Source organism: Tardiphaga robiniae, assembly GCF_013359755.1.
Classification (GTDB): domain Bacteria; phylum Pseudomonadota; class Alphaproteobacteria; order Rhizobiales; family Xanthobacteraceae; genus Tardiphaga; species Tardiphaga robiniae.
Genome location: NZ_JABMCJ010000085.1, coordinates 79,251 through 93,472 on the forward strand (window position 1 = coordinate 79,251; position 14,222 = coordinate 93,472).

Annotated in this window: 12 protein-coding genes and 1 pseudogene; 3 read left to right on the top strand and 10 right to left on the bottom strand. The window is 58.6% G+C overall.

Annotated elements, in window-relative coordinates; all coding sequences use genetic code 11:
* Positions 1-3: 3 nt before the first annotated feature.
* The 4 genes from HP556_RS15975 to HP556_RS15990 are packed head-to-tail and all read right to left on the bottom strand — an operon-like array spanning position 4 to position 3,677.
* Positions 4-885, bottom strand: coding sequence for a branched-chain amino acid ABC transporter permease (locus HP556_RS15975; RefSeq protein WP_175367711.1), 882 nt, complete (start codon positions 883-885; stop codon positions 4-6).
* Positions 882-1,622, bottom strand: coding sequence for an ABC transporter ATP-binding protein (locus HP556_RS15980; protein ID WP_175367712.1), 741 nt, complete (start codon positions 1,620-1,622; stop codon positions 882-884). Before HP556_RS15980 ends, HP556_RS15975 begins: the two co-directional genes overlap by 4 nt.
* Positions 1,622-2,359 carry an ABC transporter ATP-binding protein gene (locus HP556_RS15985; RefSeq protein ID WP_175367713.1) on the bottom strand — a complete coding sequence of 246 codons (738 nt, stop codon included), beginning with the start codon at positions 2,357-2,359 and terminating at the stop codon, positions 1,622-1,624. The genes HP556_RS15980 and HP556_RS15985 overlap by 1 nt, the downstream gene beginning before the upstream one ends.
* Before the next feature lie 22 nt (positions 2,360-2,381).
* Positions 2,382-3,677, bottom strand: coding sequence for an ABC transporter substrate-binding protein (locus HP556_RS15990; RefSeq protein WP_175367714.1), 1,296 nt, complete (start codon positions 3,675-3,677; stop codon positions 2,382-2,384).
* 229 nt (positions 3,678-3,906) lie between these two features.
* On the opposite strand from HP556_RS15990, the gene HP556_RS15995 reads away from it, so the two are divergent.
* Entirely contained in the window at positions 3,907-4,848 is a 942-nt protein-coding gene (locus HP556_RS15995; RefSeq protein ID WP_175367715.1) for an AraC family transcriptional regulator, read from the top strand.
* Here the strand turns inward: HP556_RS15995 and HP556_RS16000 are convergent.
* From HP556_RS16000 to HP556_RS16015, 5 genes and pseudogenes are all read right to left on the bottom strand, one after another.
* Positions 4,803-5,267 carry a hypothetical protein gene (locus HP556_RS16000; RefSeq protein WP_175367716.1) on the bottom strand — a complete coding sequence of 155 codons (465 nt, stop codon included), beginning with the start codon at positions 5,265-5,267 and terminating at the stop codon, positions 4,803-4,805. The genes HP556_RS15995 and HP556_RS16000 overlap by 46 nt on opposite strands.
* Positions 5,268-5,593: 326 nt before the next feature.
* On the bottom strand, positions 5,594-5,722 hold the full coding sequence (locus HP556_RS30590) for an autotransporter outer membrane beta-barrel domain-containing protein (RefSeq protein ID WP_210269219.1): 129 nt from the start codon (positions 5,720-5,722) through the stop codon (positions 5,594-5,596).
* A 68-nt stretch (positions 5,723-5,790) separates the two neighbouring features.
* Positions 5,791-7,843, bottom strand: a pseudogene (locus HP556_RS16005) (efflux RND transporter permease subunit); the annotation flags it as partial.
* Positions 7,844-8,005: 162 nt separating this feature from the next.
* Complete coding sequence (locus HP556_RS16010; protein ID WP_175367717.1) at positions 8,006-8,542, bottom strand: DUF1269 domain-containing protein; 537 nt, start codon at positions 8,540-8,542, stop codon at positions 8,006-8,008.
* 70 nt (positions 8,543-8,612) lie between these two features.
* Positions 8,613-9,176, bottom strand: a complete 564-nt coding sequence (locus HP556_RS16015) for an HdeD family acid-resistance protein (protein WP_175367718.1) — start codon at positions 9,174-9,176, stop codon at positions 8,613-8,615.
* Positions 9,177-10,206: 1,030 nt separating this feature from the next.
* Here HP556_RS16015 and HP556_RS16020 point away from each other — a divergent pair.
* Entirely contained in the window at positions 10,207-12,033 is a 1,827-nt protein-coding gene (locus HP556_RS16020; protein ID WP_175367719.1) for a metallophosphoesterase family protein, read from the top strand.
* A 176-nt stretch (positions 12,034-12,209) separates the two neighbouring features.
* A complete protein-coding gene (locus HP556_RS16025) occupies positions 12,210-12,680 on the top strand; it encodes a DUF992 domain-containing protein (protein ID WP_175367720.1) in 471 nt (156 codons plus the stop codon).
* A gap of 502 nt (positions 12,681-13,182) precedes the next feature.
* On the opposite strand, the gene HP556_RS16030 is transcribed toward HP556_RS16025, so the two are convergent.
* A complete protein-coding gene (locus HP556_RS16030) occupies positions 13,183-13,866 on the bottom strand; it encodes a hypothetical protein (RefSeq protein WP_246297760.1) in 684 nt (227 codons plus the stop codon).
* Positions 13,867-14,222 lie beyond the last annotated feature (356 nt).

The following is a 14,222-nucleotide window of genomic DNA, read 5'->3' on the forward strand; positions in this document are numbered from 1 at the left end:
AGTCTATGCCTCGCGCGCTTTGTCTAGAATGCCGGAGATGCCACGCGGGCGGATCAGCAGAACGATGATGATGAGCAGGAATTGCGTGATCAGAACATATTGACCACCCAGCAGCGAGGACGTCAGCGCTTCGTTCACACCGAGCATGATCGCGCCGATGATCGCACCGGGAATGCTGCCGAGACCTCCGACCAGCGCGATGCTCAGGCCTTTGATCATGGGCGTGATGCCGCTGAACGGCGCGACGTAATAGGTCTGCGCCAGAAGCACCGAGGCCAATCCGGCCAGAGATCCCGTCAGGGCCATCACATAGATGCCGGTCCTGCGAACACCGATGCCGACGATAGATGCGGCGTGCGGATTCATCATCATCGCGCGAATCTCCAGCCCGCGACGGCTCGACCGCATCCACAAGAGAATCATCGTTAACAGAACGATGGCGGAGAGCGATGCACCGAGCTTGTCCGACGTGACGACGATGCCGAAGATATCGGCATTCCAGTTTCCGAACAGGCGAGGCAACGACTTGGCGCGCGGGCCGAACCACCACAGCAGAATCTGATTGCCGACCAGGCTGATCGCCAGCGTCGCGATCAGTGCGCGCAATTGAAAATTCGGCTTGTCGTGAATCGGAATGAAAGCGAGCAGACAGACGATCAACCCGCCGGCCGCACCTGTGAGAATTCCCGCAACCATGACAACGGCCGGGTTTGGCGCGATGTAAACGCTGGCGAGCCAGGCGCCATATCCCGACAGCGCGAAAATGAACCCATAGGCCATGTTGATCAGGCCGAGGCTTGACCATGTGACCGATATGCCGATCGCAAGCGTGCCGTAGATGCAGGCCAGCGTAATCGCATTGGTGATGATGAAGCCCCAGTTCATCGCTCGCGCTCCGCGGACATGGCTCTCGACGCGGAGGCCTCGCCTTTGAGTTTTCCGGCATGCATGCCGATGATGCGGTCGACACTGCCTTCGAGCAGCGCGACGTTCTGCTCGGCGATCACCATCGCGGAGCCGCCAAGTTCGACCGCCATAAGGGCTTCGACCACGGCTTTTCCGATCTTTGGCGCCAAGCCCAATGAAGGTTCATCAACAAGAAACAGTTCGGCGTCCGACATCAGGCCCCGCCCGATCGACACCATGCGGCGCTCACCGCCGGACAACCGTCCGACCGCCGTCTTCATCAGTTTTTCCAAAGGCGGAAAAATCAGCAGAATCTTCGTCTTGCGGATCCCGCGTTCGGACCACGCGCGCTTGGTGAATGCACCGCTGTCGAGGTGTTCCTCGACGGTCAAGCCGTGAAAGATTTCGTCGCCTTGCGGGATGAAGGCGAGGCCCCGGCGCACGATCAGATGGGTGTAGCGGCCCGGCCCCTGGCTGCGCGTACGCCCCACCTCTTCGCCGTTCAGCTTGATCGAACCGCGCTGCCAGCCGGTCAATCCGGCGATTGCCTGAAACAACGTGGACTTGCCGTGGCCGTTCAGGCCGACCAGGCCAATGCGCTCGCCTGCGAAGACGGTAAGATCGAGATCGTGAATGACACGCATCGGCCCCCAGCCGGCGGACAGGCCCTTGACGTCGAGAACGGCCGGACGAACGCCATGGTCGGAGACGTTCATCAGTGTAGCCCTTCACCGGACTCGGTTTCGAAATAGGCCGCTTTGACGCGCGGATTTTTCAGAGTCTCCGCGAATGAGCCCTCGGCGATCGTCTCGCCGGCATCCATCACGAGCACACGATCCGCGATCGTATCGAGCAGTTCCATGCGGTGTTCGATCAGGACGATCGCGATATTCAGCTCTTTCGCCAGGACGCGCATGATGTCGTCGAGTTCGTCGATCTCGGAATTGATCAGCCCGGCGGCGGGCTCATCCATCAGCAACACGGAGGGGCGGCGCATCAACAGGCACGCGATCAGAAGCTTGCGACGGTTCAGCGTATCAAGCCGGTCCGCCATCATTGCCCCGGGAATACGGAAGTCGACGAGGCCCGCCCCCCATTCGGAATCGTCGGGCGTCAGATAGGGCTTATACGCCTGACGCGCCGCCTTCAGAACCTGCGCAACGGTCATGTCTTCCGGAACGATCGGGGTCTGATAGGTCCGGCCGATCCCGAGGCGTGCCCGCTTGTGCAGCGGAAGCGCCGTGATATCGCGGCCCGCGAACGACACCTTGCCGGCCTTTGGCGAGATCCGGCCGGACAGCACTTCAAACAGGCTGGTCTTGCCGGCGCCGTTCGGCCCGATGATGCCCATCACCTCCCCGGATTTCACACCGAATGAAATGCCGCGCAGGATCGAGCGACCGCCGAGGTCGAGCGTGATGTCGACGCAAGAGAAAAGTGGAGACGCGGTCATCGCCGTCGATCCGTCGCCAGCATCACCACCATGGCGCTTTCTGCAGTTTCGACTCGGTGAGCACGTCCGGATATATGATCTTGTGCTCGTTGTTCTGAACCTGAAAGAACAGTTGAGCCATTCCCTTGTCGAGGTCGGCGGCGCCGATCGCATCGCCTGTATCGGGAAAATGCGCGCATTCCTGATAGGGATTATCCATGCTCATGAAGCCGCAGACACCACGATAGGAGTTCTTGCGAATCCAGTCGCTGACGCCCTTGAAGTTATTGGGATCGCCGACGGCTTCCCATGCGGCCTTCAGATAGTGCGTCGTGTCGTAGCCGTTGCCCGTGTAACAAAGCCCCATGATGCCGGGAAACCGCTTTTTGTATTTCGCACGGAATGCCTTTCCTTTTTCATCGGCATAAACGCCGAGCACCGTGCTCCAAACGAAACCTTCGGCGGCGGGGCCGGACAGTTCGAGAAATTCCGGTTGCGACGGGCCGTACTGCAGATAGACGAGCGCCCCCTTCAGCGGATCTGCGCTGTACTGCTTGACGAAGGCGGCATATTCGGCGGCGACCCAGTGATCGATCATCACGGCGCCCGCGCCGATTTTCTTGATCTCCTGAAGCACCGATCCCCAGTCTTGCACCGGGTATTGAATGTCGGTGATCCCCGCGAGTTTGAACTCGCTCTTGGGCAGAGAGGCCTGCAAAGCCTTGGAAATGGTCTGGTTGTAGGCAATCTGCTCCTGAACGATATGCACGCCGTTATTCAACGGCTTCCAAGTGCCTTGGTCTTTCATGGCTTTCAGGAAGACCGGGAAGGTATGCCCGTAATGGACTTCAGACGGGTCGGTCTGAAAGACGTGCGAGTATTTGTCCGGTTGTTTGACAACGAGGTCGGTCATGTTGCGCTGCGTCAGCCCCCACAACAGCGGGGCCTTGTAGCGCGCCGAAACTTCGGCCACCGGAATTGGCGTGAAGACGAACGCGCATGACATCGCATGCACCTTGGCGTCGATCAGCTTGTTGATTGCAACCTGTCCGCTCTCCGGAGACAGCGGATCGATATCCACGACAACGGCCTTGACCTGCCGGCCAAGAACGCCGCCAGCCGCATTGATTTCCTCTAACGCGAGCGTGGTGCCGTTCAGATAGTCCTGGTGATCGGCGACGCCTGCCTGGGCCGTCTGCGCCGTCGGCACGCCGAGCAGGATCGGCTCGTTGGAGGCGGCGCGCGTCGATCCCGACACGAAAGGCGAAGACAATGCTGCGGCGGCTGTGCCTGCCGAGGCGACTTGCAGAAGCTTACGACGCGTGACCTTGCCGCTCATGAGATATCTCCCCTGCCGATCGTTTCGGATGACTTTCACCTGAAAGCACGCAAGCCTAGGAGCGCGGCGGCCCGGGCGTCTTTCACTGGGGGGAACAGTCTTTTGTGCTAGGGCGCACTGATTGAGCCTTGCGGACCTTCGTAAAGTCGCGCAGCATCTGGCACGGATTTTGCTAGACTCTTGACGCCTGTTTTCAGAGCATTATCGCCGAATTTTCGGGTTACCAGTCATGTTGCACCATTATTCGACAGCCGACGTGCCGGATGCCAAGAGCGTCGATGCGTGGCGCCAGGCCATGGCTGAGGTGTACTATCGGCTCGATATCAAATGTTCGAACAACGGCCGCTTGAACGGCGAAATCACCGACGCTCATTTCGAGACGATGGGCATTTCAACTTTCAAGGCCGATGCACAGCGCGTCATCCGTCATCGGGATGCGGCGAAGATCGATCGATCGGAAGACCTGGTTTTTCTTTTTCCGACCCGAAAGGTCATGTGCTTCGAGCAGCGCGGACGATCGGGCGTTATCACGCCTGGCGATGTCTTTCTGTTGAACTCGGCTGAGGACTATATCGTTGACGTCCCCGACGGGTCGGCGAACATCACGATCAAGATCGATCGCGACTTGCTGGTCGATCGGGTGGGCGGCATCGACGAGATGTGCGCGAAGACGCACATCGCCAATCCCTATCTTATTCCCGCCGTCACAACTCTGGCTGAACAATTGTCGAAATTTCAAACCAGTCAGAATGTCGACAGGATTCAGAAATCTGTTATCGATCTGATCTGCCTCATGCTCGAAACGCGACAGCGGAACGATCTGGATAGTCCTGTTCGGCAGACCCTCGCGATGCTTCTGTTCGATCGCTGTCTCGTCTTTTTGCGCGACAATCTGCATAGGCGGGATCTTTCACCTGACATCGCCGCGCAACATCTCCGGATTTCCGTTCGATATCTGCACAAGATATTCCAGCACAACCAGCTGTCGTTCGGTCAAAAGCTCCTCGAAATGCGCCTGCAAAAAGCGCAGAATTTAGTTGTTATGAAATGCGATCGCGGCCGCATCAATCTTGGGGAGGTTGCATTCAACTGCGGCTTCTCGAGCCAGTCGTATTTCTCCGCGTGTTATCGGCGACATTTCGGAATGTCGCCGAGCGACGCCGGGCGCTGATAGATGCGCGTTTCGCCAAGATCATTTGAAATCCGACCCTGCCAATGCCGCCGCGATGTGGCATCACGCCTTAAGACTTGCCCGGCTCTGTTGCGGGACGTCCAAAATCTGCGAGGTTGGAGTACGTCATCATCGCCCGAGACCAAAACGAGGTCCGAAAACGCTGTTTTGGTGGAGTGGCGCACCCGACACGATTCGAACGTGTGGCCTTCGCCTTCGGAGGGCAACGCTAAGCGACCGCCTGAAACAGCAATTTGAGATGGTTGCATGTCCCCGCAACCAAACATATTATTGATGTAGTTGGACAAAATGAGAAAGCCGCCCTCCGGGGCGGCTTTCTCATTTGAGAGAATCGCCACCGAGTCGCCACCGCAACCGAAATAGCTGACCGGGATCAGCGCGACTTCGGTTCCCCACATTTGGAAGGCGTCCTAGCATTCGGCACAAGTCTCTGGGTGGCGGACTGAGCTACGAAAAGCCGCCCATTCCCCGAAAGTCTCCGGCCGACGGTCTCGAAATTCCCCGTTTTGGGGGATTGTGCGGGCAGAGACTAATAGGCTGCACAAGCAACCACTAGCCAAGCGGCAATGAGCGAGGGTGAGCCGTCCAAAAGTGAAGGAGCGCGGGCTGGAGCGGAGCGACGACAGGGGCTTTTGCCTTTCGCCCGAAGGGTTGCCTTCGCCCGGAGTTTTTGCGCGAGTGATCGTCACCGAATGGTCGAGACAAACGTTCCGCATTTTGCTTGTCACCAAGTGAAGCGGGCTCCGATTTTGCCGTCGTAGGCGTAGCTTTTTCCTTCGAAGCGAGATTGATAGGAAACGTTGGCGAATAGGGTGGCATTGGAATTCACTTGGCCGCTAACGCCCGCGCTCAATTCGCCCCACGTACCATTGAGTGTGGCGTGGAACGGGGTGAAGCCGGTATCGGACGAGAACTCGGTAAGATGATGTCGGCCACACCGGGCGTTGCTCTCATTACGCCAACAACGTCCTGAAGGACGGCCTCCGTCCGTTGCAGGGATGCGGCGTTCGGGAGCTGCACGTTCACGAACATATAACCTAGGTCTTCCGATGGAATGAAGCCTGACGGCAGGATACGAAATAAGCCGTAGACGCCGCCGAGCAACGTCAGAAACGCGAACGAGGTGACAACGACGCGGCGCGATGCACCGATCATGCCGGCGAGATACCAACGGCGGGAGATATCGAGGGCGGCGTTGAAACCGCGAAACCCGGCGAATGAGGGTGGCTCCCGCCGTCGCAAAATGAGTGCGCACAGCGCGGGGCTCAATGTCAGGGCGTTGATCGTCGAGAACGTGATGGTGACGAGAATGGTCAGGGCAAATTGTCGATAGAGCTGTCCGGTAATCCCGCTCAGGAAGGCAATTGGCACGAACAATGCGCCCAACACCAGGGTGGTGGTGACGATCGGCCCGGTGACCTGCTCCATTGTGCGGCGTGCGGCCTTAGCGGTCGTGATGTCGTCGTGCTCTGCCATCACGCGCTGGACGTTCTCGACGACGACAATGGCGTCGTCCACAACGAGGCTGATGGCCAGAATAATCCCGAACAATGTGATCGTGTTGGCGGAGTAACCGAACAGGTAGAGAACCGCGAAGCTGCCAATCAGAGAAACAGGGATCGTCAGTGTGGGGATGAGTGTGGCGCGCCAGTCCTGAAGGAAGAGATAGGTAACGAGGACCACGAGAAGGAATGTGATCAACAGCGCGATCATGATTTCGCGGATCGTTTCGATGACGAAGGACGTGTTGTCGAACACGACACGATAGGCAAGATCTTCGGGAAAACTCGCGGAAATACGCGTCAGTTCGGTTCGGATGGTTTGCGCCACAGCGAGGGCATTGGCGTCGGGGGCCTGATAGACAACCAGTGTTGCGCTGGGTAGTCCATTGAAGCGCGACTGCGCGGGCGACGTCGCGGATGCGAACGATCGCGCCGTCGCTGTTCGTTCGCATCACGACGTTCTCAAATTCGCGAGGTGTGCCCAAGCGTCGACGTGCCGTGATCGTCAGTTGAAGCTATTGTCCCTTTTGTGCGGGGGCGGAGCCGATCTGGCCGACGGATGCCTGCGCATTCTGCACCTGGACGGCGCTCGTCAGATCTGCGGCCGTGATCCCAAGCGCAGTCATGCGGTCCGGGTTCATCCAGATACGCATACTGTAGGCCGGTCCGAAGACACCCGCATCGCCCACGCCACGGACGCGCGCGATCGCATCGCGCACATTGATGGAGACAAAGTTGCTGATGAAGATATCGTCCCTTGTTCCCTTGGGAGAGTAGACCGCGACGCCCATCAGCATGCTAGTCGATCGGCTGCGCACCGACACGCCGGTCTGCGTGACGGTCGGCGGTAGGCGGGCCGTCGCCATGGCCACGCGGTTCTGGACATTCACCTGGGCAATCGACGGATCGGTGCCGACGGCGAAGGTGACCGTCAGCGAATAGGTGCCGCTGTTGGTGCTGGTCGACGACATATAGAGCATGTGCTCGACGCCATTGACCTGCTCCTCAATCGCGGCTCCGACGCTGTCCATCACAACGCTGGCATTAGCGCCGGGATAGCTGGCCGTGACCTGGACTTCCGGCGGCGTAATTGGAGGAAACTGGGCGAGCTGCAGCCGTCCGCATCCTGCAGCGTCGCCAAGCCGAGCCTGGGCGGCCGTGAGAACGATTTCCAGCACGGCCCTTTCGATTGCAAAGAGGTCTTGCCCCTCAGCGACGATCTGTCCTTCGTTGAACAGCCGCTTTTCGAGGAAGCCATCGACGCGGGCGCGAATATCAACGGCATTCTTGGCTTCAACGCCGATGAATTCGCTATTGAGCGAGGTGTCCGACACCACAATGGTCGTCACGCTAACGACCGGGAGCGGCATTTCGGCCAAAGCCTCCGACCCGGCTGACAGAGTTGCCATGACTATCGCCACGGAGACGCCGAATGAGCGCGATCTTTGGCGTCTTGGACCCGCAAGGCACATTGCGTGACTCCACTAACGATCTTGACCAAACGCGCACACAAGAATGATCCGCTTGATCTGTTTGAGATCAAGCGGACTTGTTGTCGGCAAAGAGGCGGACAGATGCACTCGGGGCAATTTTCTACGTTGCGTTCCTGTTGCACTTATACGTCGGTGCCGCGCTCAGGCAGCGGGCTTGGATGCCGCTGGTGTTGCCTGAGCCTGGGGCTCGGTTGTGGCCTTGGCGAGCGCGTTCCTGAGCGCCTGCTCCTTGGCATCGTCCAGGGACGTCTTCAGCACAGTGCCGCCGGCGTCCTGGATTTCCTTGAGCACCTTGTCTGCAGTGATGCTCTTGATGAGAACGAACAGCGCCGCATTTCCCGGCTGAAGGTTTGCCGATAGCTCCTTCATGAAGTCGTCATTGATGCCGTAATCCGTCAGTGCGCCGCCCAATGCACCGGATGCGGCGCCCAGTGCCACGCCCAGAAGGGGATTCAGGAACAGTACGCCGATCAATAATCCCCAGAAGCTGCCGGAGGCCGCACCGGCCATGGTGGTGTTCATCAACTGGTTCAGCTTCACGGGGCCGGCTTCGGTTTTCACCGCGATAACGGCATCGCTGATCGTGATCAGATATTCCTTCTGCAGCTTGAACAGACGCTGCCGCACCTCTTCGGCTTTTGCCTCGGATGGATAGATGATCGCAACGAGATCTGACATTTCTATTCCTCCTGACTGAGAGATTTTTATGGTGCCACGTGGCCTTCGTCGTTGATGGTTCCTTCTGCCGCTATGCTGCCTTGGTTCTCAGCTGCCACGCGTAAGCGAGCCACGCCAGACCGTGGGAGATCATGTCGACGGCCAGCAGAGAGCCGAGGACCCACAGGCCCGTCCTGGGAAAACCTGTCAGAATAACCAGACCTGCCAGAACGCCGAACAGTCCTGAAGCCAGCATGATCCAGCCCCCGTTGCTCCAGCGGCTAAATCCAAGCAGCACGCGAATGACGCCGGAAACCAGCAGCAATATACCGAGGACATAGGTGAGGATGATCGCGCTGGCGACGGGTTGCTGCACCAGTACGATGCCGAATGCGATGTAGAGAATGGCGAGGAGGATTTGCCACAGAAATCCTCCCCATCCCTTGGTCCAGAACGCATGGATCATTTCGAACACGCCAGCGGCAATGGCCGTCCAGCCGATGAATAGCGTGCTGATGACAGTAGCGAGAACGACATCGCCGAGGATCAGGAGCCCGGCCAAAATCAGAACGATGCCAAGCAGTACGCATATCCAGAACGGCGGTGAAGACAAGCCGGTGACGCTTACCGAGGAACTATTGCCATACGTCGTCATCTTGTCCTCCCGCTCCTGCGCTGCTTTTGCGCTATGATTTGAGGTCGCCCGTGTCACAGCGCATGCGCTTCACACCATCAGCGCCAAGCGCAGACGCGGCGACCATGGCGCCACCAACACACACGGCGACGACGTCGCCACGATCGATGCGGATGGTGAAGGACCCTGCGTGGCGGCCGGCCTGCCACAACCACCTGGGCGTTTTCGGTGAGGGGCTCCAGCTTGTTGGCAAGGTCTTTCTGCAGCGGGATTGGCGCGGCCTTGGCAGTCGTCAGAAAGACGCTCGTGCCAAGGCCCGTGGCGACCGCGCTGAACAGAAGGCCCTGCAAGAGGTTTCGCCGATCCATCGCTTCCATAGAACTTCTCCTTTCAAGAATAGAAAAGGAACGTCAGGGATATAAGGAGGAACCGGAACTGCACGGCAGAGCCGATAATCGTAGCGACTCCGAATGGCGACGGCATCGCAAGATCAACGGTGAGGCGCGGACGTGCATGGGCCCGCAAATGGCGGCCGCGAATGATAGTTCACCCATGAAAGCTGTTGTGAAGCGGCGATGGGTTTCAGGCGCCAGCCCTTGAACAGTCTCCGACCAGGTCGATTGCCCAGTCGGGACATCAGGCCGTTCAGCCTGTGTTGCGATCGATTGCGAGTCCATGGGACTCCGTTCCGGCTTTTTATCAGCCTGATTTTTGATATCGCACGGGGCGAATGGATATTACCAAAGGCGTAGTCCGTCAATCAGAACGGGAAGATGCGCTCCATATGGGTATGCCTCGCTGTCTCAATTTTCAGGAGTCTTGAACCGCCTAATCAGATCTGCATGCCTGCCGCAACATGTTCGAGAAATTGAGTGATATTTTCAGTGACCTGTCTCTATTTGCCGCGCTCATCTCTCGCCATGCTTCGGTAATTACATCATACGAGCGGTGATGTTGCATCGGGTCAAACCCTGACGCGCGCGGATGTCGTCGAAGATGTGATAGCGTCACTCTGGTGACAGGAACATGCCTGCTCACAAGAGGCGGTGCCATGAAGAGAGGGGATGCGGGAGACGACGAGCCAACGAAGGAGTGGAACAGGGAAACGATCGACCCGCGTAGGGGCGATATCGAGGACGATGCCGCCAGCCCTGAACAGCGAACTCTGCTCTCGATGGCCGGGAGCCTGCTTGTTGAAGTCAGTCTGCCGAAGCTCCTGTTTGCCTGGACAGTATCGTTGTTACTGCCGGCGGTGTCGTTGGGTCTCGCGGCATTGGTTGCTTCTGCCTGGCTCTCAACTCTGTCGGACAAGGTTCTCGTCCTGACCGAGATCGGCGCGCTGCTGGTGGCAATCGGGATTGTCGCGCTGGGGTGGATCGGCTGGAAGCCTCTGTTTCGGTTCGCCGAGGTCAACTTCTGGTCTCTTAACGCGCTTGCTATCCAGCCGGGATATGTCTTCGGCCGTGAAGGGCTACAGCATCTGACGGAGAAGGTGCTGGGAAGACATCTGACCGTGCATGGAAGGGCGCGGCTCCGCGCGGTGAATTCGGCCGCGGCAGGAATCGCCATCTCCATCTGCGCTGTGGCGGTCGCGATGTGGGCCTGGCCAGCCTCGCGCTGGACAGGAAGTCTGGAATATCTTGGTGTTCCTCATCGTTTGATCATTCCGACGCTGGCAAATGCCGCAGTCTTGATATGCGGCTATCTTGCCGGCGCATCGCTTGTCTGGGGCCTGGCCGATGCCCGTATGGCGCAGCCGGTTGATCTTGTCGCGTTCGATGCAGCACCGACACACACCAGGATCTGGCGCGTAGCTCACTTGTCGGACCTCCATGTGGTTGGCGAACGTTATGGTTTTCGCATTGAAAGCGGGCGCGCCGGGGCGCAGGGAAACGAGCGTCTGCAGCAGGTGATGGCGCGGCTGGCCGCCATTCACGCTGTTGATCCGCTCGACCATGTGCTGATCAGCGGCGATATGACCGATGCCGGACGGTCGACCGAATGGGCGGAGTTTCTGGACGTCCTGTCACACTATCCGGACCTCGTCGCGCGCACCTTCGTGCTGCCCGGAAATCACGACATCAATATCGTGGACCGGGCGAATCCGGCACGGCTGGATCTCCCGTTCAGTCCGGGCAAACGGTTGCGACAGGTCCGCACGCTTTCGACCATCGCTGCCATTCAGGGCGATCGTGCGTTTGTTGTGAAAGACGGGAAAGGCCATACAACAACACTGAACGACGCGTTGGTGCCGTATCGCCGTCAGATGGCCGATTTCGCAGATCTCGGTGGCCTACAGCGTGCAGCGCGACTGCGTGGGGTCTTCGATGACTTGTATCCGATGGTGGTTCCGCCTCTGGAGGAGAATGGACTCGGCATAGCGCTTCTCAATTCCAATGCTGAAACACATTTCTCCTTCACCAATGCACTTGGCCTCGTCTCGATCGAGCAGACCCGCCGGCTGGAGGCATTTATCGCTCAGTTCCCGAAGGCACGCTGGATAATCGCATTGCACCATCACTTGATGGAGTATCCGATGCCAGTAACCGCGTTTGCTGAACGCATCGGCACGGCTGTGATCAACGGCAGCTGGTTTGTACGTCGGCTGGAGGCGTTTGCCGATCGGGCCGTCGTCATGCACGGACATCGCCATATCGACTGGATCGGTACCTTTGGTTCGTTGAAGGTCATTTCGGCTCCGTCACCGGTCATGGCCGCTGCTGATGTGGCCTGCACGCACTTCTATATTCACAGGCTTGCGGCCGGGTCGGATGAGCAGCTTTGCTTGCTTGAGCCGGAGCGGATCGACGTGCTGGCGGGCGCGCGTGACCGAGCGGATGCGGCGGAGGATACGACCGCCAGATCATCGATCGCGTAATGCTATCACTCGCAATCGTCGGTAGAAATGGCTCGACCAGAAGAACCGCGTCGAGCGGCATCGCATCGTAACTATTCGAATCGAAATCGAGTCAGCTTGTGCGTTGTGCCCGACGTGGCGATCTTGCGGCGCTGAATAGCCACTGCCATATTCTCGCGCAGAAAGTGGAGGCTCCCATGATCAAGAAGGTCCTGCTTGGACTTTTCGGCGCATCTCTTTTGCTTTGCGTCTCATCGCTGCCGGCTTCCTCTGCCGCATTCAGAGCGGGAACGCTGACATGTATGAGCAATCCCCGGATTGGCCTGATTATCGGCTCGCGTCAGACGCTGCGATGCGTGTTCAGGGTGCGAAATGCGTCACGGCAGTACATCTATGAGGGAACGGTACGCCGTATCGGTCTGGATCTCGGGGTGACTCCGTCGAGCGCGCTGGTCTGGCGGGTCTTCGCCCGAAACTCACAGGTCGGTCGGGGTACGCTCCGTGGAAATTACGTCGGCGCGAGCGGCAGCATCGCGTTTGGCCCGGGTCTGGGCGCGAATGTTCTGATCGGGGGATCTCGCAGGACCGTGATGCTCCAGCCACTGTCGCTTGAGCGCCAGATCGGCGTGAGCCTTGCCGCGGGAATAGCGACGCTGACGTTACGCTAGTGGTGGCGTCAGCTATCTTCATAGTTCCGTGGAGCCAAGCCAACGACATCACGCGATGCAGGATCGTGGTCCGCCAGCCGTGGAAACCGCTAGTTTAATCCTGTCACTCAACTGATTTCTGTTGCCGGCGCAGCCGCATTTGTCGCTCGCTCGGAGGTCGCGGCATGGCGTGCAAACGTGGTCGCCCTCTGCGGTGCAGTGTCTGTCCTTGAGGTTGCCGCGGTTGTTCTACGTTGAGCGGTGACGCTGGTGTCTTCAGGCGGTTGGTGCGGACATCGTCCCGAATTGCTTCAGAATCCAGCCTTTGACCACGCTCGACGGCGTCGCGAGGGTCTGCAGTCGCGGAGAACGCAGCGCACAAGAAAATCAACCCTGAACCTGCCGCAGCAATAAAGCGCTTCATGATATCTCCTGTTGAGGATCGCTCCGAACGAAAACTCTTAAACGAGAAAGCTGCACATCTCCATGCGGCCTAACGCAGCTTCCTGGTTTGTCAGACCCGCTAATCGTCGCTTAGCCCAAGGCGCCGGCGAGCTGCTTCGATGTCCGATGTATCTTCGTCCGATGTGTCTTTGTGATTGGCAACCGGATCGCCCGGCGAGGCGGGCCGTGAAGACGCCGTTCGCGCAGATCGACGCGCATCCGTCCGGAGCGACCAGAAAGCCATGGCAAGGCCGATCACGAAGACCACAACCAAAATCAGAAAGAGCGCCGATTGCTTGATCCAGGAGATCGCGGGAACTGCCAGAGCCATCGACAGGCCGAGAAATCCCATTTGCAGGGACATAAGGTTCAGCCCGGCGAGAAAGGTGCCGAGTGCCAGCAACATCAGAAGCACGAGACTCGTCGCAGGCGCGGGCAGAAGCTGTTGAACGCCCGCCAGCAGCATGATGTTCATCGTAACAAGAACCGCGATCCAGTGAAGCGCTTGCGTCCATACCAGTCGAACCCGAGCCTGCCTGTCGTCGAGCTCGGTCCATTCAGTTACAACGCATACAACGCCAATTGCGAGGGCAAGGAACTCCCAATAGCCAATGAGCGGTTTGCCTGAAAAATTCGTATAGGCCACGCCCGCGATTGCGAGCGCGAGAATGGCAAGAAAGGGGAGCTGCCTGAGGACAATGCTTCTCGTTCTGAAGTGACGGTCTTCAGCATGTCGACCCTGTGGCAGATCCAGTTCACTCATCGACGATCCAGTCGTAATCGCGCCTGTTGTCGCGAATTCCAAACGTCACGTCCTCCTTCAAAAGGCTAGCCTAGGCTTCCGTGAGGCCGATGCGATATCGGATGATCACCTTAGTGGACTTAGGGGATTTCCCGATGAGCTCGCAGGTGCCATTCGTTTCCAGCCTGGGTGAGGCGTCGCCGGACGCAACGAATGTGGTGCGATCGGCGTTCCCTAATCTGGATCCTGCATCTCGCCCTAGGGGAAACACCTGATTGTATTGGTGGTAGCGTCAATGATCTGCTGGGATTTCTCGGCTCGTCGGACATTCCCTGCGACCGCCGCGCCGGCACGCTTCGTTGCTCGAAGACGATCGA

Bases quoted from the DNA above. Each gene is read 5' to 3' on its own strand.
- HP556_RS15975 (WP_175367711.1), bottom strand. From the start codon at position 885: ATGAACTGGGGCTTCATCATCACCAATGCGATTACGCTGGCCTGCATC.
- HP556_RS15980 (WP_175367712.1), bottom strand. From the start codon at position 1,622: ATGAACGTCTCCGACCATGGCGTTCGTCCGGCCGTTCTCGACGTCAAG.
- HP556_RS15985 (WP_175367713.1), bottom strand. From the start codon at position 2,359: ATGACCGCGTCTCCACTTTTCTCTTGCGTCGACATCACGCTCGACCTC.
- HP556_RS15990 (WP_175367714.1), bottom strand. From the start codon at position 3,677: ATGAGCGGCAAGGTCACGCGTCGTAAGCTTCTGCAAGTCGCCTCGGCA.
- HP556_RS15995 (WP_175367715.1), top strand. From the start codon at position 3,907: ATGTTGCACCATTATTCGACAGCCGACGTGCCGGATGCCAAGAGCGTC.
- HP556_RS16000 (WP_175367716.1), bottom strand. From the start codon at position 5,267: ATGTGGGGAACCGAAGTCGCGCTGATCCCGGTCAGCTATTTCGGTTGC.
- HP556_RS16010 (WP_175367717.1), bottom strand. From the start codon at position 8,542: ATGTCAGATCTCGTTGCGATCATCTATCCATCCGAGGCAAAAGCCGAA.
- HP556_RS16015 (WP_175367718.1), bottom strand. From the start codon at position 9,176: ATGACGACGTATGGCAATAGTTCCTCGGTAAGCGTCACCGGCTTGTCT.
- HP556_RS16020 (WP_175367719.1), top strand. From the start codon at position 10,207: ATGAAGAGAGGGGATGCGGGAGACGACGAGCCAACGAAGGAGTGGAAC.
- HP556_RS16025 (WP_175367720.1), top strand. From the start codon at position 12,210: ATGATCAAGAAGGTCCTGCTTGGACTTTTCGGCGCATCTCTTTTGCTT.
- HP556_RS16030 (WP_246297760.1), bottom strand. From the start codon at position 13,866: ATGAGTGAACTGGATCTGCCACAGGGTCGACATGCTGAAGACCGTCAC.